We start from the raw sequence: 25,243 nt of genomic DNA, 5'->3' as shown, positions 1-25,243 counted from the left end.
TGGTATGTATAAAAAACTATTTGAATCTGGCAGTATCGGAAATGTAGAAATGAAAAACCGCCTGGTCATGTCACCAATGGGAATTGGACTGGCGAATCTGGACGGAACCCCTACCGATGATATGATCGCATATTATGAGGCAAGGGCAATAGGAGGAGCCGGACTTATCATTCCGGAAATTACCAGAATCAATGACGGGCATGGAGCAGGACTTATGAGGCAGCTGTCGGTTACCAAGGACCGCCACATCGCACCGTTGTCTGAATTGGCTGATGCGGTACATAAACATGGCACTAAAATCTTTATACAGCTTCATCATCCCGGAAGGGAAACCGTGTCAGCGCTGATGGGCGGACAGCCGGTAGCAGCACCATCTGCCATACCTTGCAAATACCTGCGGCAGGAGACACGTGCCCTGAAGACTGAAGAAATAAAGCAACTGGTGCAGCAATTTATCGATGGTGCGGTACGGGTGCAGAAAGCAGGCTGTGACGGAGTGGAACTTCATGCGGCTCACGGGTATCTGTTACAGCAGTTTTTATCTCCTTATACCAATAAAAGAGAGGATGAGTATGGGGGCAGCTTTGAAAACCGTCTGCGTATTGTGACTGAGATTATTGCAGGTATCAAAAAAGCCTGTGGTGCGGATTTTCCGGTTGGTGTCCGCCTTTCGGTGGAAGAGTTTCTGAATCAGACCGGTGTGACCGAAGATTATATTCATATCCAGGACGGCATCAGAATCGCCATGGCATTAGAAAAGACCGGGATTGAATTCCTGGACGTAAGCTGCGGCCTTTATGAAACGGGAATGACCTGTATCGAGCCGATTTCATTTGCCCAGGGCTGGAGGCACGATTTGCTGGCTGCTGTTAGGAGTCATGTAAAAATACCGATTATAGGGGTATCCGCTATTCGTGAACCGGCAGTGGCAGAGAAATTCCTGGAAGAAGGGGTGGAAGATTTTGTTTCTCTTGGCCGTGCGTGGCTGGCGGATGAAGAATGGGGAAGGAAGGTGCAGGAAGGCAGAGAAAAAGAACTGCGTAAGTGCATTTCCTGTCTGCGCTGCTTTGAAAGCCTGAATGAGTATAATGCAGCCGGGCTTCCGCCGGAATGTGCTCTGAATCCCAGATTGGCAAGAGAGCGTAAGTACAGCGGTCTTCCCCGTGATACCAGGGGGAACCGGGTTGTGGTTGTAGGTGCAGGACCTGCGGGAATGTGTGCCGCACAGACATTGGCTTTGCGTGGTGTGAAGGTAGTCCTGATGGATCGGAAGGCAGAACTGGGCGGAACCATTAATCTGGCAAAAAAACCGCCGCTGAAAGAGCGGATGCAGTGGATTGCAGACTATTACCGGCAGGAATTTGAGCGTCTGGGTGTGGAAGTAAGATTAAATACAGAGGCGGCCATAGAGAATGTTATGGAATGTGAACCGGATGGGGTCATTATCGCAACTGGCTCTGTGTCCGTAGTTCCTTCAAAAATACCGGGCATTCATGGAGAAAATGTCTACACCGTAGAAGAGGTTCTAAACGGAAATGCAAAGATTACGGATAAGCAGGTTGTGGTAATCGGAGCAGGACTGACCGGTCTGGAAACAGCGGAATATCTGGGTGATCTGGGAAATAAAGTGAAAATTGTGGATATGCTGGGCGAAGTCGCTCCCGGATGTAATCATACAAATGTGGCGGATGTCTGCGGACGTCTGACTAAGTATGGTGCAGAGTATCTGCTTGGGCATGCCTTAAAAGAGGTTCGTCCGGATGGTGTTATCCTGGAACAAACAGAAGATCATCAGGAAGTGCATGTGCCTGCAGAGGCAGTCGTGCTCTCGCTGGGTTTCCGCCCGGATGCTTCTCTTGCAGAGGGACTGAAGGAAAAGAATATTGAGCTTAAGGTAGTGGGAAGTGCGGTGAAAGATGGAACCATTGCACCTGCTGTCCGCACCGGATACGAAGCAGGCCGTCAACTGTTTGCAGAAAAGAAAAAGGTGCCAAGTTTCCGGGTGGCATCTGAAGAGATTCCTGAATTTGGAAAAGTATCACTAATGGATAATCAGGAGGGACTGTACATTAGTTATCTGTCAGATCCATCCGCGATTGCAGGATTGCTGCCGCCGCCGCTGAAACCATTTTCCATTCCGGTGGTAACCCTGTCCATCTGCCATGTTAAGAATCCTACATTTGCTGACGATTATTACGAAGCCATTCTGGGTGTCTATGCTACGTATGGGAAAACCTTAGGACTTTATCCGCTTGGTCTGGTACTTGGAGGGCAGGGAGCAGAAATGGCAGTCCAGTGCGGACGTGATAATGGAAGCATTCCCAAAAAGCTGGGAGGAGAATTTGTCATCCGGCGAAATGGGAATTCTGTAACAGCCAGCGTTACCAGAAGAGGGACACAATTGGTTGAGGCAGCTATGGAGCTTGGCGAATACAACAGCCCGCTGACTCATATGCTGTACCAGGCGCCGGAAGCAGGAAAGAAGACCTATGGCGGAGGATTCTATTATCATTTTGACAGGGAGCCGGATGAAAATGGGGTGTCCCATTTCTGCAACGGAGCACTTCTGATGAATCTGTGCGAATACAATTATCAATCCTGGGAACCGGGAATGGTTTCATTGAATATGAAATCCAGTATTGACGATCCCTGGTCGGAACTTCCGATTCATACCATCGTAGGCGGAGCCTATTCTAAAAACAGCCTGCTGGTGCATAAACTGAATCTGGTAGAAAATTTAGATGCTGATGATATTATTCCTTATCTGCTGACGGGGCGTTATGACAGGACAACATTTATGGAAACTGGACGCATTTAAATAACAATATATAGAAAGTGAGGCAATCAGATATGAGTAGTTTGTTTGATTTGACAGGTAAAGCAGCAGTAGTAACAGGTGCAAGCTCAGGATTGGGAGCAGACGCAGCACTGGCATATGCAAAGGCAGGAGCAGATGTGGCAATTCTGGCAAGGCGTGTGGAAAAGCTGAATCAGGTAAAAAAGGAAATTGAAAATACAGGAAGAAAAGTAATGGCTGTGGGCTGTGATGTCACGAATGAAGAAAGCGTTAAAGCTGCGGTGAAGCAGGTATTGGATAGCTTCGGACATATTGATATTCTGTTAAATAATGCAGGTATTGCGGTACGAGGCGGGGTGGACAGCATGACCGAAGAAGATTGGGATAAATCTTTTGATACCAATGTAAAGGGTATCTTCCTCATGTCGAAATACATTGTTCCTCAGATGAAAGAACGGAAATATGGAAAAGTGGTCAATATTGCTTCCGTCAATGCGGTTATCGCAGATAAAGATGATATGTTTATCCGCCATTCCTACAATGCCTCCAAATCTGCCGTTCTTGGATTAACCAAAGGCATGGCGTGCTCTTATGCAAAATTTGGAATTACCGTAAATGCAATCGGTCCTGCTTTATTTGAAACAGAGATGACTGGCGGGACGCTGTTTAAATCCGAGAAGTTCTTACAGGGATATTCCATGATGAATCCCGCCGGACGTCCGGGAGAAAAAGGGGAACTGAATGGTACCGTGCTCTATCTTTCCAGTGACGCTTCCAGTTATGTGCAGGGGCAGTTTATTGTTGTTGATGGGGGAGGAGCTATTGTGTAAAGTTTGGCTGTAAATTATTTTGTGTGGAAAATAGATAAGTGTAAGTAGATAAATAAGAAGATAATTAAGAAGAGAACCTGTTATGAGGATAATCATAGCAGGTTCTTTTAAATGTTCTTTTCATCAGAATTCCTGGACTGGGAAATAATTTACATCATCAGAATAATAATCCTGCGCCAATCAGCAAGTGTCCGACAGATTAGGTGTATATCTAAAGCCATCATGTAACCATAATTATTTTGATTTTACATATGAAAAATCGGGCTCTGCCAGAAAAGAAAGGTTTTACTTGATTATTCCTACAAATTTCATATAATAAATGTTAGGGAAGCTAAATATAAGGAGGAATTTAATTTGAAAGCAAAAAAAGCGGCTGTATTAACTGGAATTTTACTGGGCTGTGCAATTGGTATCACAGCATGCAGTCCCACAGCAAAAGAAAGTGGGACAACGGGAGAAACCAAAAAGGTCCAGGAGACACAGAATGCTGGAGAGACCCGGGAGACACAAAAGGCAGGGGAAACGCAAAAGACAGGGGAAACGCAAGCACCCGGAGAAGCTCAGGGAGAACAGGATTCGAAGGATTCCCAGGCATCGGAAGGGAGCATGACTCTGGGACAGGCATCGGATCTTATGGTTGAAACTGCTGCTAAATATGGCAACAGAATAAAAAGAGATTCTCTTTTGAAAGGGTTGGAAGATCGTGAGAACGAAGAGGCTGACGGTATGGATATGCTGGTGATTGTGAGCAGGGCGTTTGGAACACTGCCTGAGCCGGAAGCCAGTAAAAAGCAGAAAGAAGATGTAGATATCAGTTCTGTGCCGGAATGGGCGATGTCAGATGTAGAAAATTTGAAACGGGTAGGCGTTCTCAAAAAAAGTGATATAGATGGAGCGGAAAAGACAGTGTCAAAATCTGATGTTGAAGCTATGGTTCAGAGAGTCATGGATCTGTATGGTAATTGATGGAAGCTGAGACGCTTGACAATGGCGATATGGTGAATATAAAGTACAACGAAAATAATCTTAATTATAATCAACATTATAAAGTATAAATGCCAGCTGGCTGAAGTTAGTAATTAGTAACAGGTCAGCCGGCATTTTTTATATTTGTAAGGGCAGGTAAGGTCACAATTTAATTGATTTTAATTCGATTTGAATTAGATTTACAGCATATGTAATGCTGTAATTTATTCGATATTATGTTATACTGTAATCCTATATTGAATATATGAGATAACTAATCATAATTTATATCATGCTTCAATATTTATAAGAGACACAAAGGAGATACGAAATGTTCCAGAAAGTAAAAACTAATTTTTTAGGTAAAACAGTTGATTTATATCCAGAAGAGATCAGGATTAGAAATTATAAAAGCTTAAGGGACTTTTCCGTTGTTGGGGTTATTATTTCCGTTGCAGTCTTATTATTTTGTCTTTTATTGAGAGACATTGTTACGTTTAATACCCAGTTTCTAATTATGGCAGTCTATTATGTTGCGATGTTATTTTTGGCTGAATTTTTACATAAGAAGAAGATAAAACATATCATATTTGCCTTTTATGCAGTGATAACGCCGGTTATGATCATGGCAATTATGCTGGGAACATTCCTGGACCCGACCCAGCCTTCCATAACAATAATGATTTTTATCTGTGTCCTGCCATTATTTATATTGGATAAACCCTGGAGAGTATGTCTCTATATTACAATCATTGCTGTTATCTACTGTATATGTAACTATCTGGCTAAGGATTTTCAGTTGTTTTTAGAAGATTTCGTTGATTTAGTGGCATTTTATTTTCTGGCAGCCGGTGTTAATTTTTTTATCCTGGATGACAGGCTTGAGAATGTGGAAAACTATGTGAAATTCAGGGAGAAATCTGAGAAAGATGTGCTTACTGGAATCTATAACAGGGGTATCGGTGAGGAAAAGATAAAGCATCTTGCTGAGCGCAAAGAGTATGGGGCATTTTGCATTTTAGATATTGATGATTTTAAGTCCATAAATGATACTTATGGTCATGCCAGTGGTGATGAAGTTTTGAAAGAAATTGCAAAAGTTATTCGGGCTCAATTTTCAAAAGAAGATGTATTTTTCCGAATGGGAGGAGATGAGTTCGTTGTGTACAGTTTGAAATGTGCGGATGAATCCATCTGCAGGCAGAGTCTTGACTGTCTCTATGAAAAGATACGGGGGCTTCAGATTGCCTGTATCAATTATATTCCTGTAAATGTCAGTATTGGCTGTTGTATTTATAATCAGGGGACGACGGATTATCATAGACTTTATCAATACGGTGATAAAGCTCTTTATCAATCAAAACATATGGGAAAAGGACATTACACCATCCGTGTGTTAAGTCCGGGCAGATAAACTCTCCCGGGATCAGAATGCCTGTGCAGGAATTTTGCTGCACAGGCATTTTTTCAGGGGTATTTTGTATTTTAATAAAAAGTGGCTGCAATGTCTCTGAATTGAAATACCTGTCTGTTTTGCTGCCCGCCAAGAGTCATCATATGCAGATCAAAATCTTTTATTTCCGGAATTCTAAATGCGGTAAGATTATTTTTTCCGGCAATAAGGCTAGAGGGCAGCAGAGAGATCCCCATACCAAGTGACACAGCATTCATGATTGCTTCTGCCGTATCGAATTCGATGACTGACGGTTCCGAATGATTTTGAGAAAAAGACCAGGCGGCCAGCTGTTTTCGAAAAGGGCAGGTAGTCAAAGCATTTACAACAATCGGACGAAAAGGCAGGGATTGCGGCGAACTCTTCAAAGGAGCGATGACGCTTAATTCTTCTGAAAATTGAAAGATGGATTTCCCACAAGGTGATATGTATTCTGATTCTACAAATACACAATCAAGTGCGTGCTTTTCCAGATTTTGAATCAGATCCTCCTGACTGCTGGTGACAACTGATAATCGGATGTCCGGATATATTTTCCGGAAGGCGGATATCCAGAGGGGCAATCGGGAGGCGGCCAGTGTCTGTGTTGCTCCGATTTGCAGTCTATCACATTCTTTTTGAAATGCGGATAAAGCATTGTCCAGCATTTCAAGAATTTTATCCGCATAATGCAGCAGCTTTTCGCCGTCTTCGGTCAGTGTGACACCTTTTCCATGGCGTATAAATAATGTAGTGCCCAGTTCTTCTTCCAATTTCTTTATATGTGCAGTTACATTTGACTGTACGTAATTCAGATTTTCAGCAGCTTTAGAAATTGAATTCGACTTGGCAGCTTCTCGGAATATTCGTAGTTCTAAACTCTCCATTTTTTCACCTCATCATTTTATCTGATTGATCTTATCACTATCAACTATTATACACGATAACCGGATAAATGTATAATAAATCAAAAGAGTAAGGAGGTTGATGAAATGATCACATGGAAAGATAAATGGAAAGATAAAGCAGTTCTTGTTACAGGAGGAGGAACGGGAGTGGGCAGAGCTGTATGCATAAAACTGGCTGAATACGGAGCTGCAATTGCATTAAACTATGCAAATTCCGGGAAAGAAGCCCGGGAAACCGCAAGAATCATAGAAGCTATGGGAGGCAGTGTAATTACACTTCAGGCTGATGTATCGGATGATTATGCCGTACGGAAAATGGTTCGGGAAGCCGAAAGTGCGTTGGGAGCAATTCACTATCTGGTAAATAATGCAGGTATCACAAAGCAGATAGACTTGTCGGATATGGAAAGCGTCACAGAGGAGGTGTGGGATCATTTATTCTCTGTGAATGTCAAAGGAATGTTCTACTGTGCCCGGGCTGTTGCGCCGATTATGAAAAAGCAGAAAGGTAAGCAGGAAGACTGTGCTATATTGAATATGGGAAGTATTGCAGGGATTACAGGTACCGGCTCGTCCCTGTCCTATGCGGTGTCCAAGGGAGCGGTGCACTGTCTGACGAAATCATTGGCACATGTACTGGCGCCGGATATCAGGGTAAATTGTATAGCGCCTGCTGCCATATCCACCAGATGGTGGGAGGGGGAAGAAGAAAAGATGTACCGGCTTAGCGGAAAGTTGCCCTTACAGCGTATTTCCACACCGGAAGATATTGCAGAACTGGTTTGCAGTATTCTTGTTCAAAGTTCGATGACCGGGCAGATCATCAGTCCGAATAATGGAATGGTTATTTAGGGTGTAGAAATTCTGATTAAATTAGGGTTTAGCTGATTAATGACGCTTTGTAGATGTGGGTAGTGTACGGAAAGATGGGTGTGGGAAACTGGCATGGGCTCCGTCAGCTGGCCGCAGAACTGGTATTTTCTAACCTTTCCGAAGCGCTTTTTGGCGGCACGCGGGTATTCACCGCGAAATCCTGATGCATTTCTCGGTTCAGTACCCGCTTAGTATCCGATGGGAGCCAGTCGAATACTATCCGCCAAAAAACACTTCGAAAAGGTAAGTAAATACTCAGCTCTGCTCTACGCTTCCTCCGTCCATACCAGTTTCCCACACCCATCTTTCCGAGATCCAGGTTGTCGCCACAAAGCTGGTTTTCTCAGCCGAGTGGAGACCCTGGGGCTGTGTCCAGCTGTTCGTTTTTGGATTCAGCAGAGTGTGTTTGGACAGTTTAGTATGAATTGGGAGAAAGTTTAATTTTACTTGCTTTCCTATCACAGAAGTAACTGGATGTAAGTACTATAACCATAAATATACTGTATTAGAATGAAGAATCCCACTACAGTGATAAGATGAAGCTGATTTACGCCAATAGCGTCCAGCATGCCACAACCCCAGGGTCCCACCACGCTGAGAAAACCAGCTTTGTATCAACGAATGCTATCTCGGAAAGAGAAGGGGCGAGCCAGGACATTGATTTGGAAGGCGTATAGCAGAGCTGAGTATTTACTTACCTTCCCAGAGTGCTTTTTGGCGGATACGATTCGACTGTCTCACATCGGATTGTAAGCGGGCAGTGAGCTGCGAAATGCATCAGGATTTCGGAGTGAATGCCCGCGTGCCGCCAAAAAGGGCTCTGGGAAGGTTAGAAAATACCAGTTCTGAGGTAAGCCTTCCAAATCAATGTCCTGGCTCGCCCCTTCTCTTTCCGTACACTACCTATCATATACAAAGCGTCTTTCCTTAGCTAAACCCAAATATAACTGCTCGCTATAATACTAAAAACAAGGTTTTGACATTTTATGTAAAAGACGGTAGTATAGTATGCGAAAGCATTAAGATACAAGCACATCTGAAAAAGTTAAAATCATCAAAATGGAGGAAACACATGGCAAATTATTTAGAAACAAAAGATCCATCATTCAAAATACGGTTTGCAGAGAAAGAAGATGCACCTTTAATTCTAAATTTCATTAAGGCTCTGGCTGTATATGAAAAAATGGAGGACGAGGTGGTTGCTACAGAGGAGATTCTCTATGATTCCATATTTGTAAAAAATCAGGCAGAGGTTGTCTTTGGTGAACAAAACGGGCAGGCAGTAGCTTTTGCGGTATATTTTCACAGTTTCTCTACTTTCCAGGGGAAAGCCTGTATGTATCTGGAGGATGTATTTGTTCTGCCGGAAGCAAGAGGCAATGGATATGGCAAGCTGATGCTGGCATGCATTGCGAAAATCGCCACAGACCGTGGCTGCGGCCGTATGGACTGGTGCTGTCTGGATTGGAATACTTCATCAATTGCGTTCTATAAACGCATGGGCGCAATACCTATGGATGAGTGGACAATTTACCGTCTTACAGGTGATGCTTTACCGGCATTAGCAGGGGAACTGGCATAGAAAAATGCCAGCACCCGCTATCCGCGCCAGCTGCACGTCTGTGAATCTAGTCGTAGCCCGCTACGCCGTCGATTCACAGACGCACACCTGACACAGATATCAGGCACTATATATCGACGTATTTACGCCGGGAGGCACTAGTATTTAAAGACTCTGTCTAAAGACCCCGGGTCAATGAGGGAGAGCGGTTTGTGGAGGAACTTGTGAAAATAAAGGAAAAACAGTGAACACCCATGTTGGTGGAAAGTAAACTTAAATTTAAACAGTATTGGCGGATTTGAAATTATCAATAAATTTCAAATCCGTCTTTTTTAATATCTGTTTTTGTGTCATATGTATAATATTGACACATTATGAACAAAAAAACGGGTATAATGCCAGACTGCAAACAGATATAATGTACCTTGTAATCACAAAGAAAAGGAGGTTATCGTAAATGAAAAAGAAATGGATTTACAGTGGATTGGCAGTTTGTGTGGTGGGCGCCTGGCTTTCGGGATGTTCTTCTAAGGAAAGCGGCGGACAGACGGCTGCTTCGGACAAGGAAGTCCAGAAGGAAGGTGTAACGGAAATTTCGTTTCAGACCTGGAATCCAGGGGAAGGAGAGGCAATTGAAACGCTGATTGCAGATTTTGAATCGAAGAATCCCGACATTAAAGTAAACTATGTTTATATGCCATATTCGGATCACGTGGAAAAGATGAAGATTGATATGGCGAGCGGTCAGGGACCGGATGTATTTGGAATGCAGACCGGAACCACGATTAAGGAATTTCAGGATTTCGAAATGAATCTGACAGAATTTGCTGAGAAAGCCTGGGGAAAGGATTGGGAATCCGGGTTTCTGGACTATTGCAAAGACTTGCTGAAGGACAAACAGGACGGCAATTATTACGGGCTCCCGCTGGGGCTCACCTATGCAGGCTATGCCTGGGCAGATGTGAACATGCTAAAAGACTACAACCTGGATGTACCAAAATCATTGGATGACCTGAAAAACAATGCAGAAGTCCTGCGGGAAGAGGGGCAGTATCCACTGGCAATCGGTGCAAAAGACGCCTGGATTAATATTGACACCTGGATGAGTATAGCTAATGACATCAACTCTGAGAAGCTGTATGCAGCGATAGAGGGGGAGGTACCATTTACAGATGATGAATTGGTGGAATCCTTCGGGATCTGGCAGTCGCTGTTTACCGGGGGCATTTTTCAGGATGGTTCACTGGGTGTAAATATGTACAGTGATACGACAGACCTTTTCGAAAAAGAAGGAAGCATTCCGATGATACTAAACGGCTCATGGACGGGAGCTGCTTATCTGAATACGGCAGATCCCCAGATAAACAAAGTCTTTAACGGGGATGGAGCAGATCATGATATCTTTCTGATTGACTGGAATAATGATGGCAAGGTAAGTCCGGTAACTGCCGGTGTGGACGTGTGCCTGTGTATGAATAAAAATACCAAAAATCCGGAAGCGGCGTGGAAGTTTATTGATTATATGCTGCATGACGGGCAGGATATTCTGGTCAATCAATATTTCCAGTATTGTCCGTCCAGGTCAGACCTGAAGTTAGATGTGGGGAGAATGAGCGAGGATGGGTTGAAAAATATGGATTATATTCAAAAGCAGGCAGAGACCAATGTTGCCGGTTACCGGGAAATGTCTTATGCAGAATTGAAGCAGAGTATAACGGATACATTGATATCGCTGGCATTGAACGAAGTAACTCCGAAAGAGGCGGCAGAGACCATAGAAACTGCTTCAAAAGCCCAGCAAAGATAGTACGGGAGGGGAAAATGTGAAAGAAAAGCGGTTTCACCATGTGAAAGGCAAAAAATTAATCGGATATGTATTTATTCTGCCGCTGACAGCACTTTTTGGTATATTCATCGTGTATCCCATAATTTATAATTTCATAATTAGTTTTTACGATTGGAATGGAATTGATATCCAGAAGACATTTATTGGATTCAAGAATTATGCCACGATACTTACGGACCCTGTTATTCTGAAGATTGGGAAAAATTTTGTGATTTTTGCTCTGTGCACGATTATTTTTCAGGCATTCCTGGGCCTTGTTTTTGCATCGTTTTTTTCCAGAAAGATTCATTTCAGCGGTTTCTACCGGATTATTTTTTACTTACCGGTAGTGGCAACCCCGGCGATTGTGGGGAATATCTTTTCGAAAATCTTTGAAACAAACAGGGGGTTTTTGAATCTGTTTTTAAGAAGTGCAGGTTTGGAGAGCCTTTGTCAGCAATGGCTGGCAGATCCAAAGTGGGCGCTGGCGTGTATTGTGTTCGTTAATATCTGGCAGTGGACGGGATACAGTATGCTGATGTACTATGCCAATATGCTGAATATATCCGGTGATCTGTATGAAGCGGCAACAATTGACGGGGCGAACAAGGTCCAGCAGTTTACGAAGATTACTTTCCCGCTGCTAAGAAGTACGCATTATACGTTATTTATCATGGGGATGCTGGGATCACTCAAATGTTTTGATTTGCCGTTTGTGCTGACAAAAGGCGGTCCTAATTATGCCACAGAATTTTTCTCAACATACATTTATAAAAAATCATTTGCACTTTTCAAGCAGGGAGAGGGGTCAGCGGTTGTTGTGATTATGTTTGTGATAGCCCTGGTAATTACATTGATTCAATTAAAAATGTATTACCACAATGATAAAGATAAGGAGTTGGCAGGTTGATGAGAAATTCGAAGATATACAGTTTATTAGGACAGATTATATGCGTGATATTCACATTTTTGTTCCTATTTCCTTTAATTCTTATGTTAATCAGGTCTTTTGAAGGAAATGGGATCGGGAATTATACAAAAGTATTTGAAGAAGTCAATCTGCTTCCTAATTTTCTGACCAGTTTTATTGTAGTATTCGGAACATTGCTGATTGTATCGGTGGTATCTGCAATGGGTGCATTTTCCTTTTCAAAATTGGAGTTCCCGGGAAAAAAGGTTTTGTATTACCTTTTATTAACAGGGATGATGATTCCTACTTCAGCGTTGATATTTCCATTATTCCAGATTGTGAAGGGTTTACATATTAATAACACGGCATTTTCCCTGATATTTCCATATGCAACACTGAACAGTTGTTTTAACCTGATGGTTTTAAAGAATTATTTTGACGGATTGCCAAATGAACTAATGGAAGCTGCACGAATTGATGGTGCGGGAGTATTTAAAACTTTTGTCAAGGTGATGATGCCCATCGCGGTACCGGGCATGGCATTTGTGCTGATACAGACTTTTCTTGGAGCCTGGAATGAATTACAGATGGCAATGATTTTTATAAATGATACTTCCGTTCAGCCTATATCCGTAGTCCCTCTGCGCTTTGTACAAACAGCAGGTTCCCAGAATTTCCCCATAGAAGTCATGTATGCATCTCTTGTGATCTGCCTGCTGCCAATCGCAATATTCTATATTTTTGGCTCAAAATTCCTTATTGCGGGGATGACTGCCGGGGCAGTGAAAGGGTGACTGCATCCGGAAAAGGGCAGGGAAATCAAGGGCAACCAAAAGTGCAGAGGAGAGCGGGCAGGCGTTTAAGCACACGTGTTACGGCGGTAAATACATTGATCAGCCTGATTGGATTTGTAATCATGGGTATCGTTTTGGGCGTAGTCAACTACAGGCAGTCGATAGCCGGTGAAGAACAGAAAATGGGTGTGTATCTTGCCAACTCATTGAGTTCTGCGGACAATAAATTAAAGGATATGGCGCGTGTATCCATGATGTGCTATTCTGATGAAAAGACGCAGGACATATTGAAAAATTATGGCATTGATACCTATGGGGAACAGCTGGCATCCGAAAAATACCTGAATGCGCTGTATACCTCCCTGATTACTATTCGGGAGGACATTGACGGCATATATATTTTCAATTCAGATTCTTTAATTATGGCAAATGACACTTTAAATCCTGCCCGGAAACTGGACTATGATATACAAAATTTTATCAGAAAAATGGAAATGTGGGAGGGACAGGAAGGACAGATCAACGGCTGTGTCATGCGTTTGGGAATACAGCCGGAATTCATGCGGTTTTATATGCCGCTGTTAAAAAACCCACTAAAGAATACTTGCCTGTATCTGGTAAGGGAAGTGAAGGGGTTTTCGCCAAACAAGCGGATCGGGCACATTGTTTTAACCGCCCAGGTGGAGGTGATGCAGGAGGTACTGGAGGAATATCTGGATGGTGATTCGGAATTTACCCTGATTACGGAAGAAGGGGATATTGTATGTGACAGTAGTCAGAACTATATTGGAAAAAATATCGATGAAATTCATTCTGACCGGTATCGTGTAAAGGAAACAGGAGTGGTTGCCAGGAATGGCATCTGCAAAAAGGGGCAGTATCTGGTTTCGTACCAGACTTCAGAATATAGCAGTATGACCCTGATTATACGAAAGCCCATGGAAATTATTACCGGAAATGCAATGTTGTTTATAAAGATATTAAGTATATTATTTTTTGCTTTGGTAGCAGTAACGGTTTTCTTTAATTACTTTTTTACGAAAAAGACTTTGCAGCCGCTGTTAACGCTTTCCCATTCCCTGGAAAACTTTGATCCGGACAAGCTAAATCTCAGGTTTGAAGTAGAGGTGGAGGATGAGGTTGGGCAGATGATTGCAGCATTTAATCAGATGATGGATAGAATCAATGAGTTAATCCAATCGGAGTATAAAGGAAAAGTAAGGCTAAAGGAGGCACAGCTTTTACAGCAGAAAATGTCGCTGCTTTATTTGAAGAATCAGATCAATCCGCATTTTTTGTACAATACCCTGGATACAATCCGGCTGAAATCGGAACTGAACGGGGATATGGAAGTAGCCAATATGATTCTGATGCTGGTAGATTTTTTTCGGCTGAGTGTGAAAGTAGACAGCCAGATCGTCAGCATTGCCCATGAAGTGAAATTAGTACAGGCTTATCTGGGGCTGATGAGCTGCCGGTATCCCAACCTCCGGTGTGCCTATGAAATTGATCAGATGCTGGAACAGGCTGAAATTCCTAATTTTATTTTGCAGCCCATTGTAGAAAACAGTGTGATGCACGGTTTGCGCAATAAAGGGTATACGGGGATGATCAGCCTTTCGGTACAAGCGGACGAGACCCGCAGGGATTACGTCAAGATAACGGTATCCGATAATGGAGTTGGTATGGAAAAAGAAGCATGGGAAATGGTAGAGCAGCTTTTAAGCGAAGGGGATTGCGTTGTTACTGATGAAAGGGAAGACCGGCATATTGGTATCAAAAATGTGCAGAATAGGCTGATGATGTATTATCCCCGGGAGCGGGGACTGATTTATACGGAAAACCCACAAGGTGGGGTTACGGTAACTTTTTATATTAAAAATAGTAAAGGAGATACAGAATGAAATTAAATTTTGAACAGTATAAGGACAAAGTAATGGGATGTTGGGCAGGTAAAAATATCGGAGGAGTGTTAGGCGCACCTTTTGAGGGTTTGCGTCAGATAAATGAAATTGATTTTTATACACAGGATTTATCCATGGGACCGCCGCCCAATGACGATCTGGATCTGCAGATTGTATGGCTTGCTGCAGTGGAACGTTACGGCCGCAGCGTTGACGCATCTATACTAGGGGAATATTGGCTGTCATTCATTATTCCCAACTGGGTAGAGTATGGCATGGGGAAGGCAAATCTGCGTGCAGGACTGCAGCCGCCCCTTTCCGGTCAGGTAGACAATACCTATAAAGACAGCTGTGGATGCTATATACGCTCTGAGATCTGGGCATGTCTGGCGCCAGGACATCCGGAAATAGCGGCGCGTTATGCTTATGAAGATGCTATTGTTGACCATGCGGGTGAAGGCATGTATGGAGAAATCTTTTTTGCGGCACTTCAGAGTGCGGCATTTGTGGAATGCAGCACCAGGAAACTAATTGATATCGGGCTGTCCTATATTCCAGAGGAAAGCATTACCGCAAAAGCAATAAAAAAAGCAATAGCCTGTTACGACAATGGCATGAGCCTGAGGGAAGCAAGAAAAGAAATTCATAATACCGCACCGGGAACTTTTGGAATACAGGGAATGAAATTAAGTGAAATAAACACTCCGGATAATGAAGGGATGGAAGTTGGAGCTCCTGGATTTGATGCACCTGAAAATGTGGCATTTACTATCGCGGGCTGGCTCTATGGAAATGAAGATTTTGGTGACTGTCTGTGTAAGGCGGTTGCATTTGGAGAAGATACGGATTGTACCTGTGCTACGCTTGGGGCAATTCTGGGTATTATAAAAGGTGTTTCCAATCTTCCTGAAAAGTGGATGGATCCTCTGGATGATAAAATAGCAACCTTGTGCATTGACAAAACCAGTCATATGCTGTGGGTTCCACAGACTGCAACGGAACTGTCAAACCGTGTTATGAGGGTTATGCCTTCTTTCCTGGGGCAGGAGATTTGTGATATATTTGCAGAGGGCGGCATGGATATAAATTGCAAAGAGGGAGAGGACTTGTATTGCAGGAAAACAGATGAATACCTTCCGCTTATCAATGGTATTGGAGGCGGGAAAAATGAACTTCTGCCCATACAAAGCCTCTGTGCTCTCTCGCCATATGTGGTTCGCCAGTCCTTTCCGGCTTTTCATGTTATGGTGGACTATCAGGGATCTGTTCATTTTAAGCATGGGGAAAATAGAAGCATCAAAGTTATGGTAACAAATGTAAAGGCGATGTGCCAGCAGCAGTGGGCAAGGATTACCTTATATACCCCTTCCGGAGTGGAGATTCTGGGAGCAAAAAGCGCATTACTGCCCCTTAATAATCTACATGGATCAAATGCCGGTGTAGAATTTACGTTTAATCCGGACCAGTTTGAAGGCAGCAGACTGGAACTGATCGTTGACACCGCACTGGAGGGACGCCACTCCTATGGGGTTGTAAAAGTTACCCTGATGAGAGAAAAATAAATCATTACCAATTGATAATTCGATTAAAATATAATTTAATAAAGATGAAGTGAAAAGATGAAATGAAAAGATTAAATTGTAAGATGAAATTATAAGATGAAATAAGGGAGAAGATATGCGGAAGCTGAAAGTAATGCTTGTAGATGACGAAGTAATCATTTTGGAAGGATTTCGGAAATTATTCGATTGGGGTTTGTATGGCTGTGAGATTGTCTGTGAAGCAACCGATGGCATGATGGCGGTCAACTATGCGAAAACATATAAACCGGATATCGTCGTGATGGATATCAATATTCCAATTATCTCAGGTTTGGAAGCAATCCGCATTATACAGGAGCACAGACCGGATACCGCATACATTGTGGTATCCGGCTATGATGAATTCTCCTACTGCAGGGAAGCGCTGCGGCTGCAGGTGGCGGATTATATTTTAAAGCCGGTTAATTTCGCCGGTTTCGGAAAGGTAATTGAAGACTTAAAAGTAAAGCTTCTGCATGAAAAAATGGAAAAGGAGAAGCAAAAGCTAACGCCGGATTCTGACAACCGGCTCATATACCGAATGACGGAATATTTACAGGATCATCTGTCGGAAGACATCAGCCTTCAAATATTATCGGATGAATTTTATTTAAATTCTGCTTACATCAGCCGGATTTTCAAAAATGAAACAGGTGTGAATTACCACGCTTATCTGACCAGACTGAGAATGGAGCGGGCTAAGAAATTATTGCTGACAACCGATGAAAGCATTGCGAAAATTGCGCTGCAGGTAGGTTTTCAGGATTACCGTACCTTTACAAAGGTATTTAAGAATGAGGTGGGAGAATTGCCGTCTGTATACCGCAATTCAGATTGCAGGGGGATTTTGTTATAATAATGCTGATTTCCACACTTTGCTTTATTGTATTACAGGCTGCCATTCATGAAACAATTGAATTACATTTTGTACCAGATTACGGCTGATAAATATTTTACAGCCGTTTTTTAGCTGGATCTGTTTATCTTCAATTTTTTGGATCTTATTCCCCCTATATTTATATACGTTTCAGGACGAAGAAAGCAACAATGAAAATAAAATAACAAATCAAATAACAAATCAAATAACAAAATCAAACAGTAGATCCCCTGACAATCAGTTCAGTGGCATACTGGGCAAAAATGCAGGGTGCATCCGGATGATCGATTCGCTCAATAATCTGCCTGGCGGCAGCTATGCCGAGATATTCTTTGGGGGTGCTGATGGTGGTAAGCGCCGGGACAATCCGTTCGGAGGCGGGAATATTATCAAAACCCGTAACACTGACATCCCGGGGAACCTTATAACCCAAAAACTGCAGGGCATAAATAAGCTGGATTGCCAGCCAGTCGTTTCCACAGATGAAGACGTCAGGAAGACCGGACATCTGTTGGATTTTTTCAATTACTAACCCAAAATTGCGAAAGTCATCTGTTGTTTCGTGGAGCAGAGAACAGTTCTGGTCCAATTTTAAATTATGTTCTTTGAGACATTCGTTCAGGGCATCATATCTCTCCTGGAATCCCCGCCCTACATTTGATGTGTAAATATCTCCAATAAATCCAAATCTCTTTGCTCCTTTTTTCAGGAGCTGTATTGTAATATTAAAAATGTTTATCTTGTTTTCCATTGTAATAATATCAAATTTTCCAATCAGGTCGTGGTAGTTCTTTGGCATATCCACAGTTACAATGGGAAGGTGGAACTGCAAAAGCGCTTTACATACCGATTCATAACAAATCTCAACAATGATTATGCCTTTTATATTGGGATCGTAGATGGAACCCGGAAATTGAAGGGTTTTTAAATCGGTGTCAGACATAATTCCCAGAACAAGATGGTAGTTTGCCGCAGAGAGAATGGCTTCAATTCCTTTCAGTACGCTGCTCCAAAATTCGGAATCATTTGCATAAGTACGGGTTAAAAAGAGAATGGAACCTTTATTAGCAGGCTTTGCCGCGGATGGAGAAAACTCTGAGTGGTTAGTATAGTGCATTTCTTTTGCTTTTGCATGAACCAGTTCCTGGGTTTTGGGAGAAACTTCGCTGCTTCCTTTTAGGGCTTTCGCCACAGTATTTCTGGATAAATTCAGTTCTTTTGCGATATCTTTAATCGTGCATTTCATAGATACTCCTCCTGTTTAATACCCATTATAGCACAATAAAATTAAAAATCAATCTAATATGCACGAAATGCACGGTAATAAACAATAAATATATAAATTATACACAAAATGCATAAAAAAATACTAGTAAATTGTAGAGAATATACAAAAAATGGGGCAAAAAGGTTGAAAATGATGAGGCGTTATGATAATATTTAGTTACAAACAAAACAAAATGCACCAGTGCATAAATAGATTATGCACGAAAGGAGAGGCGATATGAAAAAGCTGTTTTACCAACCGGAAAATGCTTGGGTAGGTGATTTAATACCTTATTATGAGAATGGAATTTATTATGGTTATTATCTTCATGATCCTCGTTTGAAAGAGAAAGAGTATGCAGAAGAAACTACCTGGCATCTGGTGACAACCCGGGATTTTGTAAATCTGGAATACAAAGGAGAAGCTATCGCAAGAGGAGGAGATGAGGAACCGAACAAAAATGCATACACCGGATCGGTAATGAAAGACCAAGAGGGGATATACCATGCATTTTATACGGCATATAATGCGGATATCAAAATAAATGGAAAAAGCGTGCAGACCGTAATGCAGGCATTGGGAGAGGATCCGGAACATCTGGTAACAAAAAAGGATTTCCTCTTTGCGGCGGATGGTGAGATATATGAAGAATTTGACTGGCGTGACCCATTTGTTTTCTGGAATGAAGAGGAAAGCTGTTATTACATGCTATTAGCTGCCAGGCTGAAAGACTCCGGAGATTTAAGAGGCGGTTGCATCGGTCTTTCAAAATCTTCAGATCTGGTGAACTGGTCTTATGCAGAACCTTTCTACAGCCCGAAAATGTATATTACAATGGAATGTCCGGAAGTTTTCCGGATGGGTGAGTACTGGTACCTGGTTTTTTCCACGTTTTCCGATCAGTTTACCACCCATTACCGTTATTCAAAAAGTTTGTCAGGACCCTGGCTGATTCCGGAGGATGATGTATTTGACACCAGAGCAAATTATGCTATTAAGACAGCTTCTGACGGGAAGAGACGTTATGCATTCGGCTGGATTGCAAGTAAGTTTGGAGCGGATGATTTTGGGCCCTGGGAATGGGGCGGTACCATGGCATTTCACGAGCTGATCCAGGATCCGGAATCCGGTTTGCTCCGTACTGTGCCTACGAAGGCTCTGAAAGATTTCTATCAAACAGCAGCAGAGCCGGTAAGCCCGGACTGCTATAATTGCAGTCTGTCACCGGAGGGAGATATTTCCAGTGAAACCTTAGGGGCAATTTTGTATGATATACCGGAAGATTGTTTTTCTGTGGAGTTGGAATTTGAGGCTGCGAATGTCCATGAATTCGGTATAGCCTTACATACGGATAAAGGACTGGAAACGGGGTATTTCCTGCGTATGAACAGGAGCCGCAATCAGGTGGCATGGGATATGTGGCCCAGATCCGAAAAGGGATTTTACCAATGGCAGATTAAAGGAGATGTTCCGTATCAGATCGAAACGGCAAGGAAGCTTCCACAGGGAAAACGGTTTAAATTATTTCTGATCCGGGAGGATGATATCTGTGTGGTATATATAAATGATGAGGTAGCGATGTCTACCAGGATGTATCGTTATAAGGGCGGAAAAGCCGGAATCTATGTGATTCAGGGCAGTGTGAAACTAATAAATTACTGTGTGAAAACTAATAAATTGTAAAAGGAATGAAAGGGGTATTCTTATGAAAAAGAAAACATTGGTTGTATTGATGGCGATGGCAGCTGCAGCGGTACTTGCGGTGGGATGTGGAGCCGGGAGTAGTAAAGGTACGGAAGTGAAAACGGAAAAGAAGGCAGGAAGTGAGACTGCAGATAAAGCAGCACAGGATAGCGGGGAGGGGGTAACCAGTGTAAAGTGGTTAACTTCCAGGCCGGTAGACGGTGCTATTGATCAGACAATGAGGGAAATTGCAGAGCAGTACAGTAAGGAAAAGGGGGGAAACTGGCAGATTGAAATCGAGACAACAGCAGACCGCCCGTCTTATCTGCAAAAATTAAAGACTTTGATTGCTGGCGGAAATATGCCGGACATTATAGATATTGATGCGGATCCCTACTGTAAGGAACTGGTGGAAGCCGGAATGCTGGTAGATGTGAAGAAATTCCTGGAGGACAATGGAAAATACGATTCTTTTTATCCCACGGCGCTGAAATATCAGGAATTTACAGATGGTACGATGTATACGCTTCCCCTGGAATATCATGTGGAAATGACCTGGTATAACAAGGAGATTTTCCAGAAATACAACCTGCAGGTACCAGAGACTATGGACGAGTGGCTGGATGTATGCAAGACCTTAAAAGATAATGGAGTCACACCCATTTCCGTGGATGGCGTAGACCGTTGGCCTGTGCAGCGTTATCTGGCGATGATGCCTTTTCGGGAAAGCGGAAATGATTTTATTATCGGCCTGCGTGACGGGAAAGAGTCTATGAGCAGTGAAGTGGGAATGAAAGGCGTAAAATTCCTGCAGGATATCGGTCAGTATTTTAACGACGGCTTTGCGGCAACGGATTATGCCACCGCCCAGTCTATGTTCTTAGATGGGAAATCGGCAATGTATTATATCGGTGACTGGGAAATTGGAGCAATGCAGGAAGCATATGATGCGGGAAAAATTGATTATTTTTATCTGCCCGCCACAGAGGGGGCAAAGACCGGAGCAAATGAATTCTGTGTAAACTCCGGAATAGGAATGGCTTTTAACACGGAAACTTTTGATGAAAAAACAAAAGATTTTGTTCTGTATGTAATTGATAATTATGGTGCTCTTTATGCAGGAAGACAGCAGATGTCTCCCATTAAAACAGAATTGCCGGCGGAAGTCAGTTATTCGGACTTATATCTGAGAATACAAAAAGATATGCAGTCTACCGGAGAACATTTCTTAAAGCCCTGGGATACTTATCTGGATGCGGATACCAATACCACGATGCAGGACAACATGCTGTTATTAGCATCGGGAGATATGTCGGCAGAAGATTTCTGCAAACTGGTGGACGATTCTGTAGCGGCAAATGCGGGGAATTAATTTCTGACCCGGCATGAGATCCAGGGGGCGGCGCTCCCTGGACAACTTAATTTAAGGAGGAAGATATGGGAATTATACGCGATAAAAAGGCTTATGCCGTTTTTCTGCTCCCTGCATTATTGTTTTACATATTTGCGGTGTTTTACCCAATTGAGGAATCTATAAGGCTGAGCTTTATGAAGTGGAACGGGATTGGGAATAAAACCTTTGTAATGTTTGATAATTACATAGCCATGTTTAAGGATAAGGTATTTTACACGGCATTTGTAAACAATCTGGTTTACCTGCTGATTGTAGTGGTAATACAGTTATCGATTGGTTTGCTGTTTGCCATATTGCTGACCTATATGACGAAAAGAGTAACGCTGGTAAAGACGCTGTATTATGTTCCGTGTATTGTTACCACCGTGGCGGTAACCCAGCTATTCCGAAGCATTTACTCCACGGAGCCCATTGGGACTTTTAAACCAAATACTGAATTCCGTGGGTCTTGGCGGACTTGCGACATCCTGGCTGGCGAATGTCAAAACGGTACTGGCTGCTGTCTCGGTACCGGAGGGCTGGAGGTTTACGGGTATGTACATGGTGATCTTTTATGCAGCCCTGGTATCTCTTGACCCTTCTGTCTACGAAGCAGCCAAGATGGATGGGGCATCAGAACTTCAGATTCTGTTTAAGATCAAAATTCCGCTGATCAAAGATATTCTGCTGCTTACCCTGACCATGTGCCTGACGGGGGCACTCAGAGGATTTGATATCCCGTTCTTACTGACCAGCGGCGGACCCGGAAATACCAGTGAGCTCATGTCGACTTATATGTATAAGAAGGCATTTTCCAGCAACCAATACGGCTATGGAAGTGCGCTTGCAGTGTTTATTATCATTGAAAGTGTATTAGTGGTATTTACACTCCGGAAACTGTTTACCAGCAAAGAGGATCGGGAAATGAAAGCGTTGGAAAAAGAAAGAAGAAAGCGAAGGAGGGCAAAGGGATGAAAAGAAAAGTCGGGAAAATTATTTTTATCATATTCATTCTGGGATTTCTGGTTATTCAGATTTATCCGGTGATCTGGCTATTTATCGCAAGTATTAAGCCTTCTGTGGAGCTTGCCAGCGCACCATTTGCACTGCCCAGTAAAGTTACTTTTGAAAATTTTATAAAGGTACTTTCAGACGGAAAAATCGGGGGTTATATGTGGAACAGTTTAAAAGTTACAGGAATATCCCTGATTTTAATTGTGGCATTAAGTGCGACTGCCGGTTTTGCTATTTCTAAATTTAATATAAGATTTAACCGGGGAGTTTATGCGTTTTTTACTTTTGGTATTATGGTTCCGGTTCAGATTACCCTGATTCCGCTCTTTATATTTTACAGCAAAATGGGGGTGCTAAATACCAGTTTTTCCATGATTCTGCCGCAGGTAGGATTTGCCCTTCCGCTGTCCGTTATGATGTTTGTCAGCTTCTACAGTTTTGTTCCCAACGAACTGATTGAGGCATCCATTGTAGACGGCTGTTCATCATACCGCATCTTTGGACAGATTGTTTTTCCTTTAGCCAGAAATACGGTCATCACCATTGCATCTATGTATAGCATATTAATCTGGAATGATTTTATTTTCGCCAATACTTTTATCAGCGATTCCAAGGCGAAAACCGTGGCTATGGGGTTAAAAGATTATGTAGGTGCGTTTGGAAATGTAGACTGGGGCTCTACCTTTGCGGCTATCGTAATATCAATTCTGCCGCCGCTGGTGATTTATTTCTTGTTAAATAAATGGGTAACATCAGGGATGACTATGGGCGCTACTAAGGGATAAAAATATCTGGAAATCAGGAAGGAAAAACTGATTGATGGGAAAAGACAAACAAGGTATGGAGAATGATGGTTACAGGAACCCATAAAAAAACCTAGAAAGTAAAGAAAGAATATAAGGGGTGATATAGATATGGAGAGATATGGAAGCATTCCGGGAGAATTAAGCGCAATTCCCTTTTTCCGGCGTGGAAAATCTAGGGCTGTGAATGCGGAAAATCCAACAGGGGAAAAGGGAAAGGGCGGTATGTCGGCAAGTCCCCTGGGGCCTTCCAGAAAAGGAAGTCCCTGTCTTAAAAATATTCCATCCGGCGAGACGATTGTTCTTGGAGACATTAAGGGGTGCGGCATCATCAGTCATATCTGGATTACGGTGGATAATAAAACATCACCGGGAGACTGCTTTGTACTTCGGGATCTGATACTGCGCATGTACTGGGACGGGGAAGAATATCCCTCTGTGCAGGTGCCCCTGGGGGATTTCTTCTGCTGTGGCTTTGGGAAGGAATGTATGGTAAATTCACTTCCGGTTGTGGTGGTGCCATTAAGGGGATTTAATTCATATTTTCAGATGCCGTTTCATAAGGGAGCACGCATTACCCTGGAGAACCAGCATGTGAATCCGATACCGGCTTTTTTCTATCAAATAGACTACTGTCTCTATGATTCACTGCCAAGTGAATGCAGCTATTTTCATGCCAGCTGGAGAAGACAGCCGGTTACGGAGACGGGAATGGACTATGTCATAGCAGATGAAATCAAAGGACAGGGACATTATATCGGGACCTATCTTGCACTATCCGCTTTACAGCGGTATTGGTGGGGAGAAGGTGAGGTGAAATTCTACATAGACGGTGACAGGGAATATCCCACAATCTGCGGAACAGGGATGGAAGACTACTTTGGAGGGTCCTGGAGTTTTGCTACTCAAGTGAACCAGAAAACAGTAGAAACTACCTATTGTACGCCGTATCTGGGATACCCTTATTACTCCCGGCATGACGATTTGCTTTCCAATCCATATCATAATGATGACTGCCCTCCGATGAGAGGATTTTACCGGTGGCACATTCCTGATCCAGTCTTTTTCGAAGATGACCTGCGGGTGACAGTCCAGCAAATCGGAGTCTCTCACAATGGTTTATTTGAAAGGCAGGATGATCTCTCCAGTGTGGCATATTGGTATCAGTCAGAACCGCACCGTCCTCTTCCTGATTTGCCCTGCAGAGAAAAGCGCTGGCCCCGATAATCCCAATTTTACGTTACAGAATATCTTTGGGATATATTGTAAATCAAAATACCCTGTGATAAAATCCTGTCTTTGACAGTTGAATACGTAAAGAACGGCTGTATCCCCTTGTTTTATGAGGGATGCAGCCGTTTTACTGCGTGTCACAGACTATAGTAATTTATTCTCTGCCCTTGCTTTTTTTCTGGATAGTTTTCATCTGACTTTTTGTGATGAATTGATAATCCGTGCGGAAATTACAGGCATTATGAAGGTCATCCGTGATCTTTTGACGCTTGTACAGGGGCATAAATCCCTGCTCTTGGATTTCAGCAAAGTTCATTGCTTTTAATGTTTCTAAAATTGTTTCGCAAGTGTACTTATTATCCATTTTCCTCTCAAGTAAGCGATAAAAGAGAAGGGCCAGAAAACAGATGAGAAAGTGCGCTTTTATTCTGTTTTCGTCTTGCAGATAAACAGGTCTGGCTGAAAAATCTGTTTTCATGATTCTAAAACATTCTTCTATCTGCCATCTGCCCTCACTTACTTTCAGAATGTCACAAACATCGTCATCAAGCAGGTCGGTACATACTGCATATAAGCCGTCATACTGGGCTTCG

The 25,243-nt window shown here is 42.8% G+C and carries 22 protein-coding genes; 19 read left to right on the top strand and 3 right to left on the bottom strand.

Annotated elements, in window-relative coordinates; genetic code table 11:
* The first annotated feature begins 4 nt into the window (after positions 1-4).
* The 4 genes from RHS_RS05060 (at position 5) to RHS_RS05045 (ending at position 6,007) form a co-directional block, all read left to right on the top strand.
* Complete coding sequence (locus RHS_RS05060; RefSeq protein ID WP_047832521.1) at positions 5-2,818, top strand: acetoacetate decarboxylase family protein; 2,814 nt, start codon at positions 5-7, stop codon at positions 2,816-2,818.
* A 32-nt stretch (positions 2,819-2,850) separates the two neighbouring features.
* Positions 2,851-3,627, top strand: coding sequence for an SDR family NAD(P)-dependent oxidoreductase (locus RHS_RS05055; protein ID WP_395021361.1), 777 nt, complete (start codon positions 2,851-2,853; stop codon positions 3,625-3,627).
* Between the two features lie 354 nt (positions 3,628-3,981).
* Positions 3,982-4,593, top strand: a complete 612-nt coding sequence (locus RHS_RS05050) for a hypothetical protein (RefSeq protein WP_047832520.1) — start codon at positions 3,982-3,984, stop codon at positions 4,591-4,593.
* 331 nt (positions 4,594-4,924) lie between these two features.
* A complete protein-coding gene (locus RHS_RS05045) occupies positions 4,925-6,007 on the top strand; it encodes a GGDEF domain-containing protein (RefSeq protein WP_047832519.1) in 1,083 nt (360 codons plus the stop codon).
* 71 nt (positions 6,008-6,078) lie between these two features.
* Here RHS_RS05045 and RHS_RS05040 read toward each other — a convergent pair whose 3' ends face one another.
* Positions 6,079-6,912 carry a LysR family transcriptional regulator gene (locus RHS_RS05040; RefSeq protein WP_047832518.1) on the bottom strand — a complete coding sequence of 278 codons (834 nt, stop codon included), beginning with the start codon at positions 6,910-6,912 and terminating at the stop codon, positions 6,079-6,081.
* A 105-nt stretch (positions 6,913-7,017) separates the two neighbouring features.
* On the opposite strand from RHS_RS05040, the gene RHS_RS05035 reads away from it, so the two are divergent.
* The 9 genes from RHS_RS05035 to RHS_RS05000 all read left to right on the top strand — a co-directional run bounded on the left by RHS_RS05035 (position 7,018) and on the right by RHS_RS05000 (position 17,236).
* The gene (locus RHS_RS05035; protein ID WP_047832517.1) at positions 7,018-7,785 is read left to right on the top strand and encodes an SDR family NAD(P)-dependent oxidoreductase; all 768 of its coding nucleotides are present in this window, start codon (positions 7,018-7,020) and stop codon (positions 7,783-7,785) included.
* A 62-nt stretch (positions 7,786-7,847) separates the two neighbouring features.
* A complete protein-coding gene (locus RHS_RS30170; protein ID WP_276325433.1) occupies positions 7,848-7,970 on the top strand; it encodes a hypothetical protein in 123 nt (40 codons plus the stop codon).
* 908 nt (positions 7,971-8,878) lie between these two features.
* A complete protein-coding gene (locus RHS_RS05030; protein WP_027291944.1) occupies positions 8,879-9,388 on the top strand; it encodes a GNAT family N-acetyltransferase in 510 nt (169 codons plus the stop codon).
* Between the two features lie 436 nt (positions 9,389-9,824).
* Positions 9,825-11,174, top strand: coding sequence for an ABC transporter substrate-binding protein (locus RHS_RS05025; protein WP_047832516.1), 1,350 nt, complete (start codon positions 9,825-9,827; stop codon positions 11,172-11,174).
* Between the two features lie 16 nt (positions 11,175-11,190).
* A complete protein-coding gene (locus RHS_RS05020; RefSeq protein ID WP_242849005.1) occupies positions 11,191-12,102 on the top strand; it encodes a carbohydrate ABC transporter permease in 912 nt (303 codons plus the stop codon).
* Positions 12,102-12,896, top strand: coding sequence for a carbohydrate ABC transporter permease (locus RHS_RS05015; protein ID WP_027291941.1), 795 nt, complete (start codon positions 12,102-12,104; stop codon positions 12,894-12,896). Before RHS_RS05020 ends, RHS_RS05015 begins: the two co-directional genes overlap by 1 nt.
* 41 nt (positions 12,897-12,937) lie before the next feature.
* Positions 12,938-14,800 (top strand): sensor histidine kinase, encoded by a 1,863-nt coding sequence (locus RHS_RS05010; protein ID WP_395021355.1) that lies wholly within the window; start codon positions 12,938-12,940, stop codon positions 14,798-14,800.
* Positions 14,797-16,362 carry an ADP-ribosylglycohydrolase family protein gene (locus RHS_RS05005; RefSeq protein ID WP_044297332.1) on the top strand — a complete coding sequence of 522 codons (1,566 nt, stop codon included), beginning with the start codon at positions 14,797-14,799 and terminating at the stop codon, positions 16,360-16,362. Before RHS_RS05010 ends, RHS_RS05005 begins: the two co-directional genes overlap by 4 nt.
* Before the next feature lie 115 nt (positions 16,363-16,477).
* A complete protein-coding gene (locus RHS_RS05000; RefSeq protein ID WP_047832514.1) occupies positions 16,478-17,236 on the top strand; it encodes a helix-turn-helix domain-containing protein in 759 nt (252 codons plus the stop codon).
* A 235-nt stretch (positions 17,237-17,471) separates the two neighbouring features.
* On the opposite strand, the gene RHS_RS04995 is transcribed toward RHS_RS05000, so the two are convergent.
* Complete coding sequence (locus RHS_RS04995; RefSeq protein ID WP_047832513.1) at positions 17,472-18,503, bottom strand: LacI family DNA-binding transcriptional regulator; 1,032 nt, start codon at positions 18,501-18,503, stop codon at positions 17,472-17,474.
* Between the two features lie 258 nt (positions 18,504-18,761).
* Between RHS_RS04995 and RHS_RS04990 the strand changes: the two genes are divergently transcribed.
* The 6 genes from RHS_RS04990 (at position 18,762) to RHS_RS04970 (ending at position 24,644) form a co-directional block, all read left to right on the top strand.
* Complete coding sequence (locus tag RHS_RS04990; protein ID WP_047832512.1) at positions 18,762-20,207, top strand: glycoside hydrolase family 32 protein; 1,446 nt, start codon at positions 18,762-18,764, stop codon at positions 20,205-20,207.
* Positions 20,208-20,229: 22 nt separating this feature from the next.
* Positions 20,230-21,579, top strand: coding sequence for an ABC transporter substrate-binding protein (locus RHS_RS04985; protein ID WP_047832511.1), 1,350 nt, complete (start codon positions 20,230-20,232; stop codon positions 21,577-21,579).
* A 65-nt stretch (positions 21,580-21,644) separates the two neighbouring features.
* The gene (locus RHS_RS30165) at positions 21,645-22,196 is read left to right on the top strand and encodes a carbohydrate ABC transporter permease (protein ID WP_395021384.1); all 552 of its coding nucleotides are present in this window, start codon (positions 21,645-21,647) and stop codon (positions 22,194-22,196) included.
* Positions 22,093-22,575 (top strand): carbohydrate ABC transporter permease, encoded by a 483-nt coding sequence (locus tag RHS_RS30160; protein WP_395021379.1) that lies wholly within the window; start codon positions 22,093-22,095, stop codon positions 22,573-22,575. The genes RHS_RS30165 and RHS_RS30160 overlap by 104 nt, the downstream gene beginning before the upstream one ends.
* A complete protein-coding gene (locus tag RHS_RS04975; protein WP_047832510.1) occupies positions 22,572-23,399 on the top strand; it encodes a carbohydrate ABC transporter permease in 828 nt (275 codons plus the stop codon). Before RHS_RS30160 ends, RHS_RS04975 begins: the two co-directional genes overlap by 4 nt.
* 129 nt (positions 23,400-23,528) lie before the next feature.
* The gene (locus RHS_RS04970) at positions 23,529-24,644 is read left to right on the top strand and encodes a glycoside hydrolase family 172 protein (protein WP_047832509.1); all 1,116 of its coding nucleotides are present in this window, start codon (positions 23,529-23,531) and stop codon (positions 24,642-24,644) included.
* 160 nt (positions 24,645-24,804) lie between these two features.
* Here the strand turns inward: RHS_RS04970 and RHS_RS04965 are convergent.
* On the bottom strand, positions 24,805-25,243 hold a 439-nt coding region (locus RHS_RS04965), incomplete at its 5' end, for a transposase (RefSeq protein WP_047832508.1).

The organism is Robinsoniella sp. RHS (assembly GCF_001029355.1).
Taxonomy (GTDB): Bacteria; Bacillota; Clostridia; order Lachnospirales; family Lachnospiraceae; genus Robinsoniella; species Robinsoniella peoriensis.
This window is presented reverse-complemented; position numbering and strand designations above follow the sequence as displayed.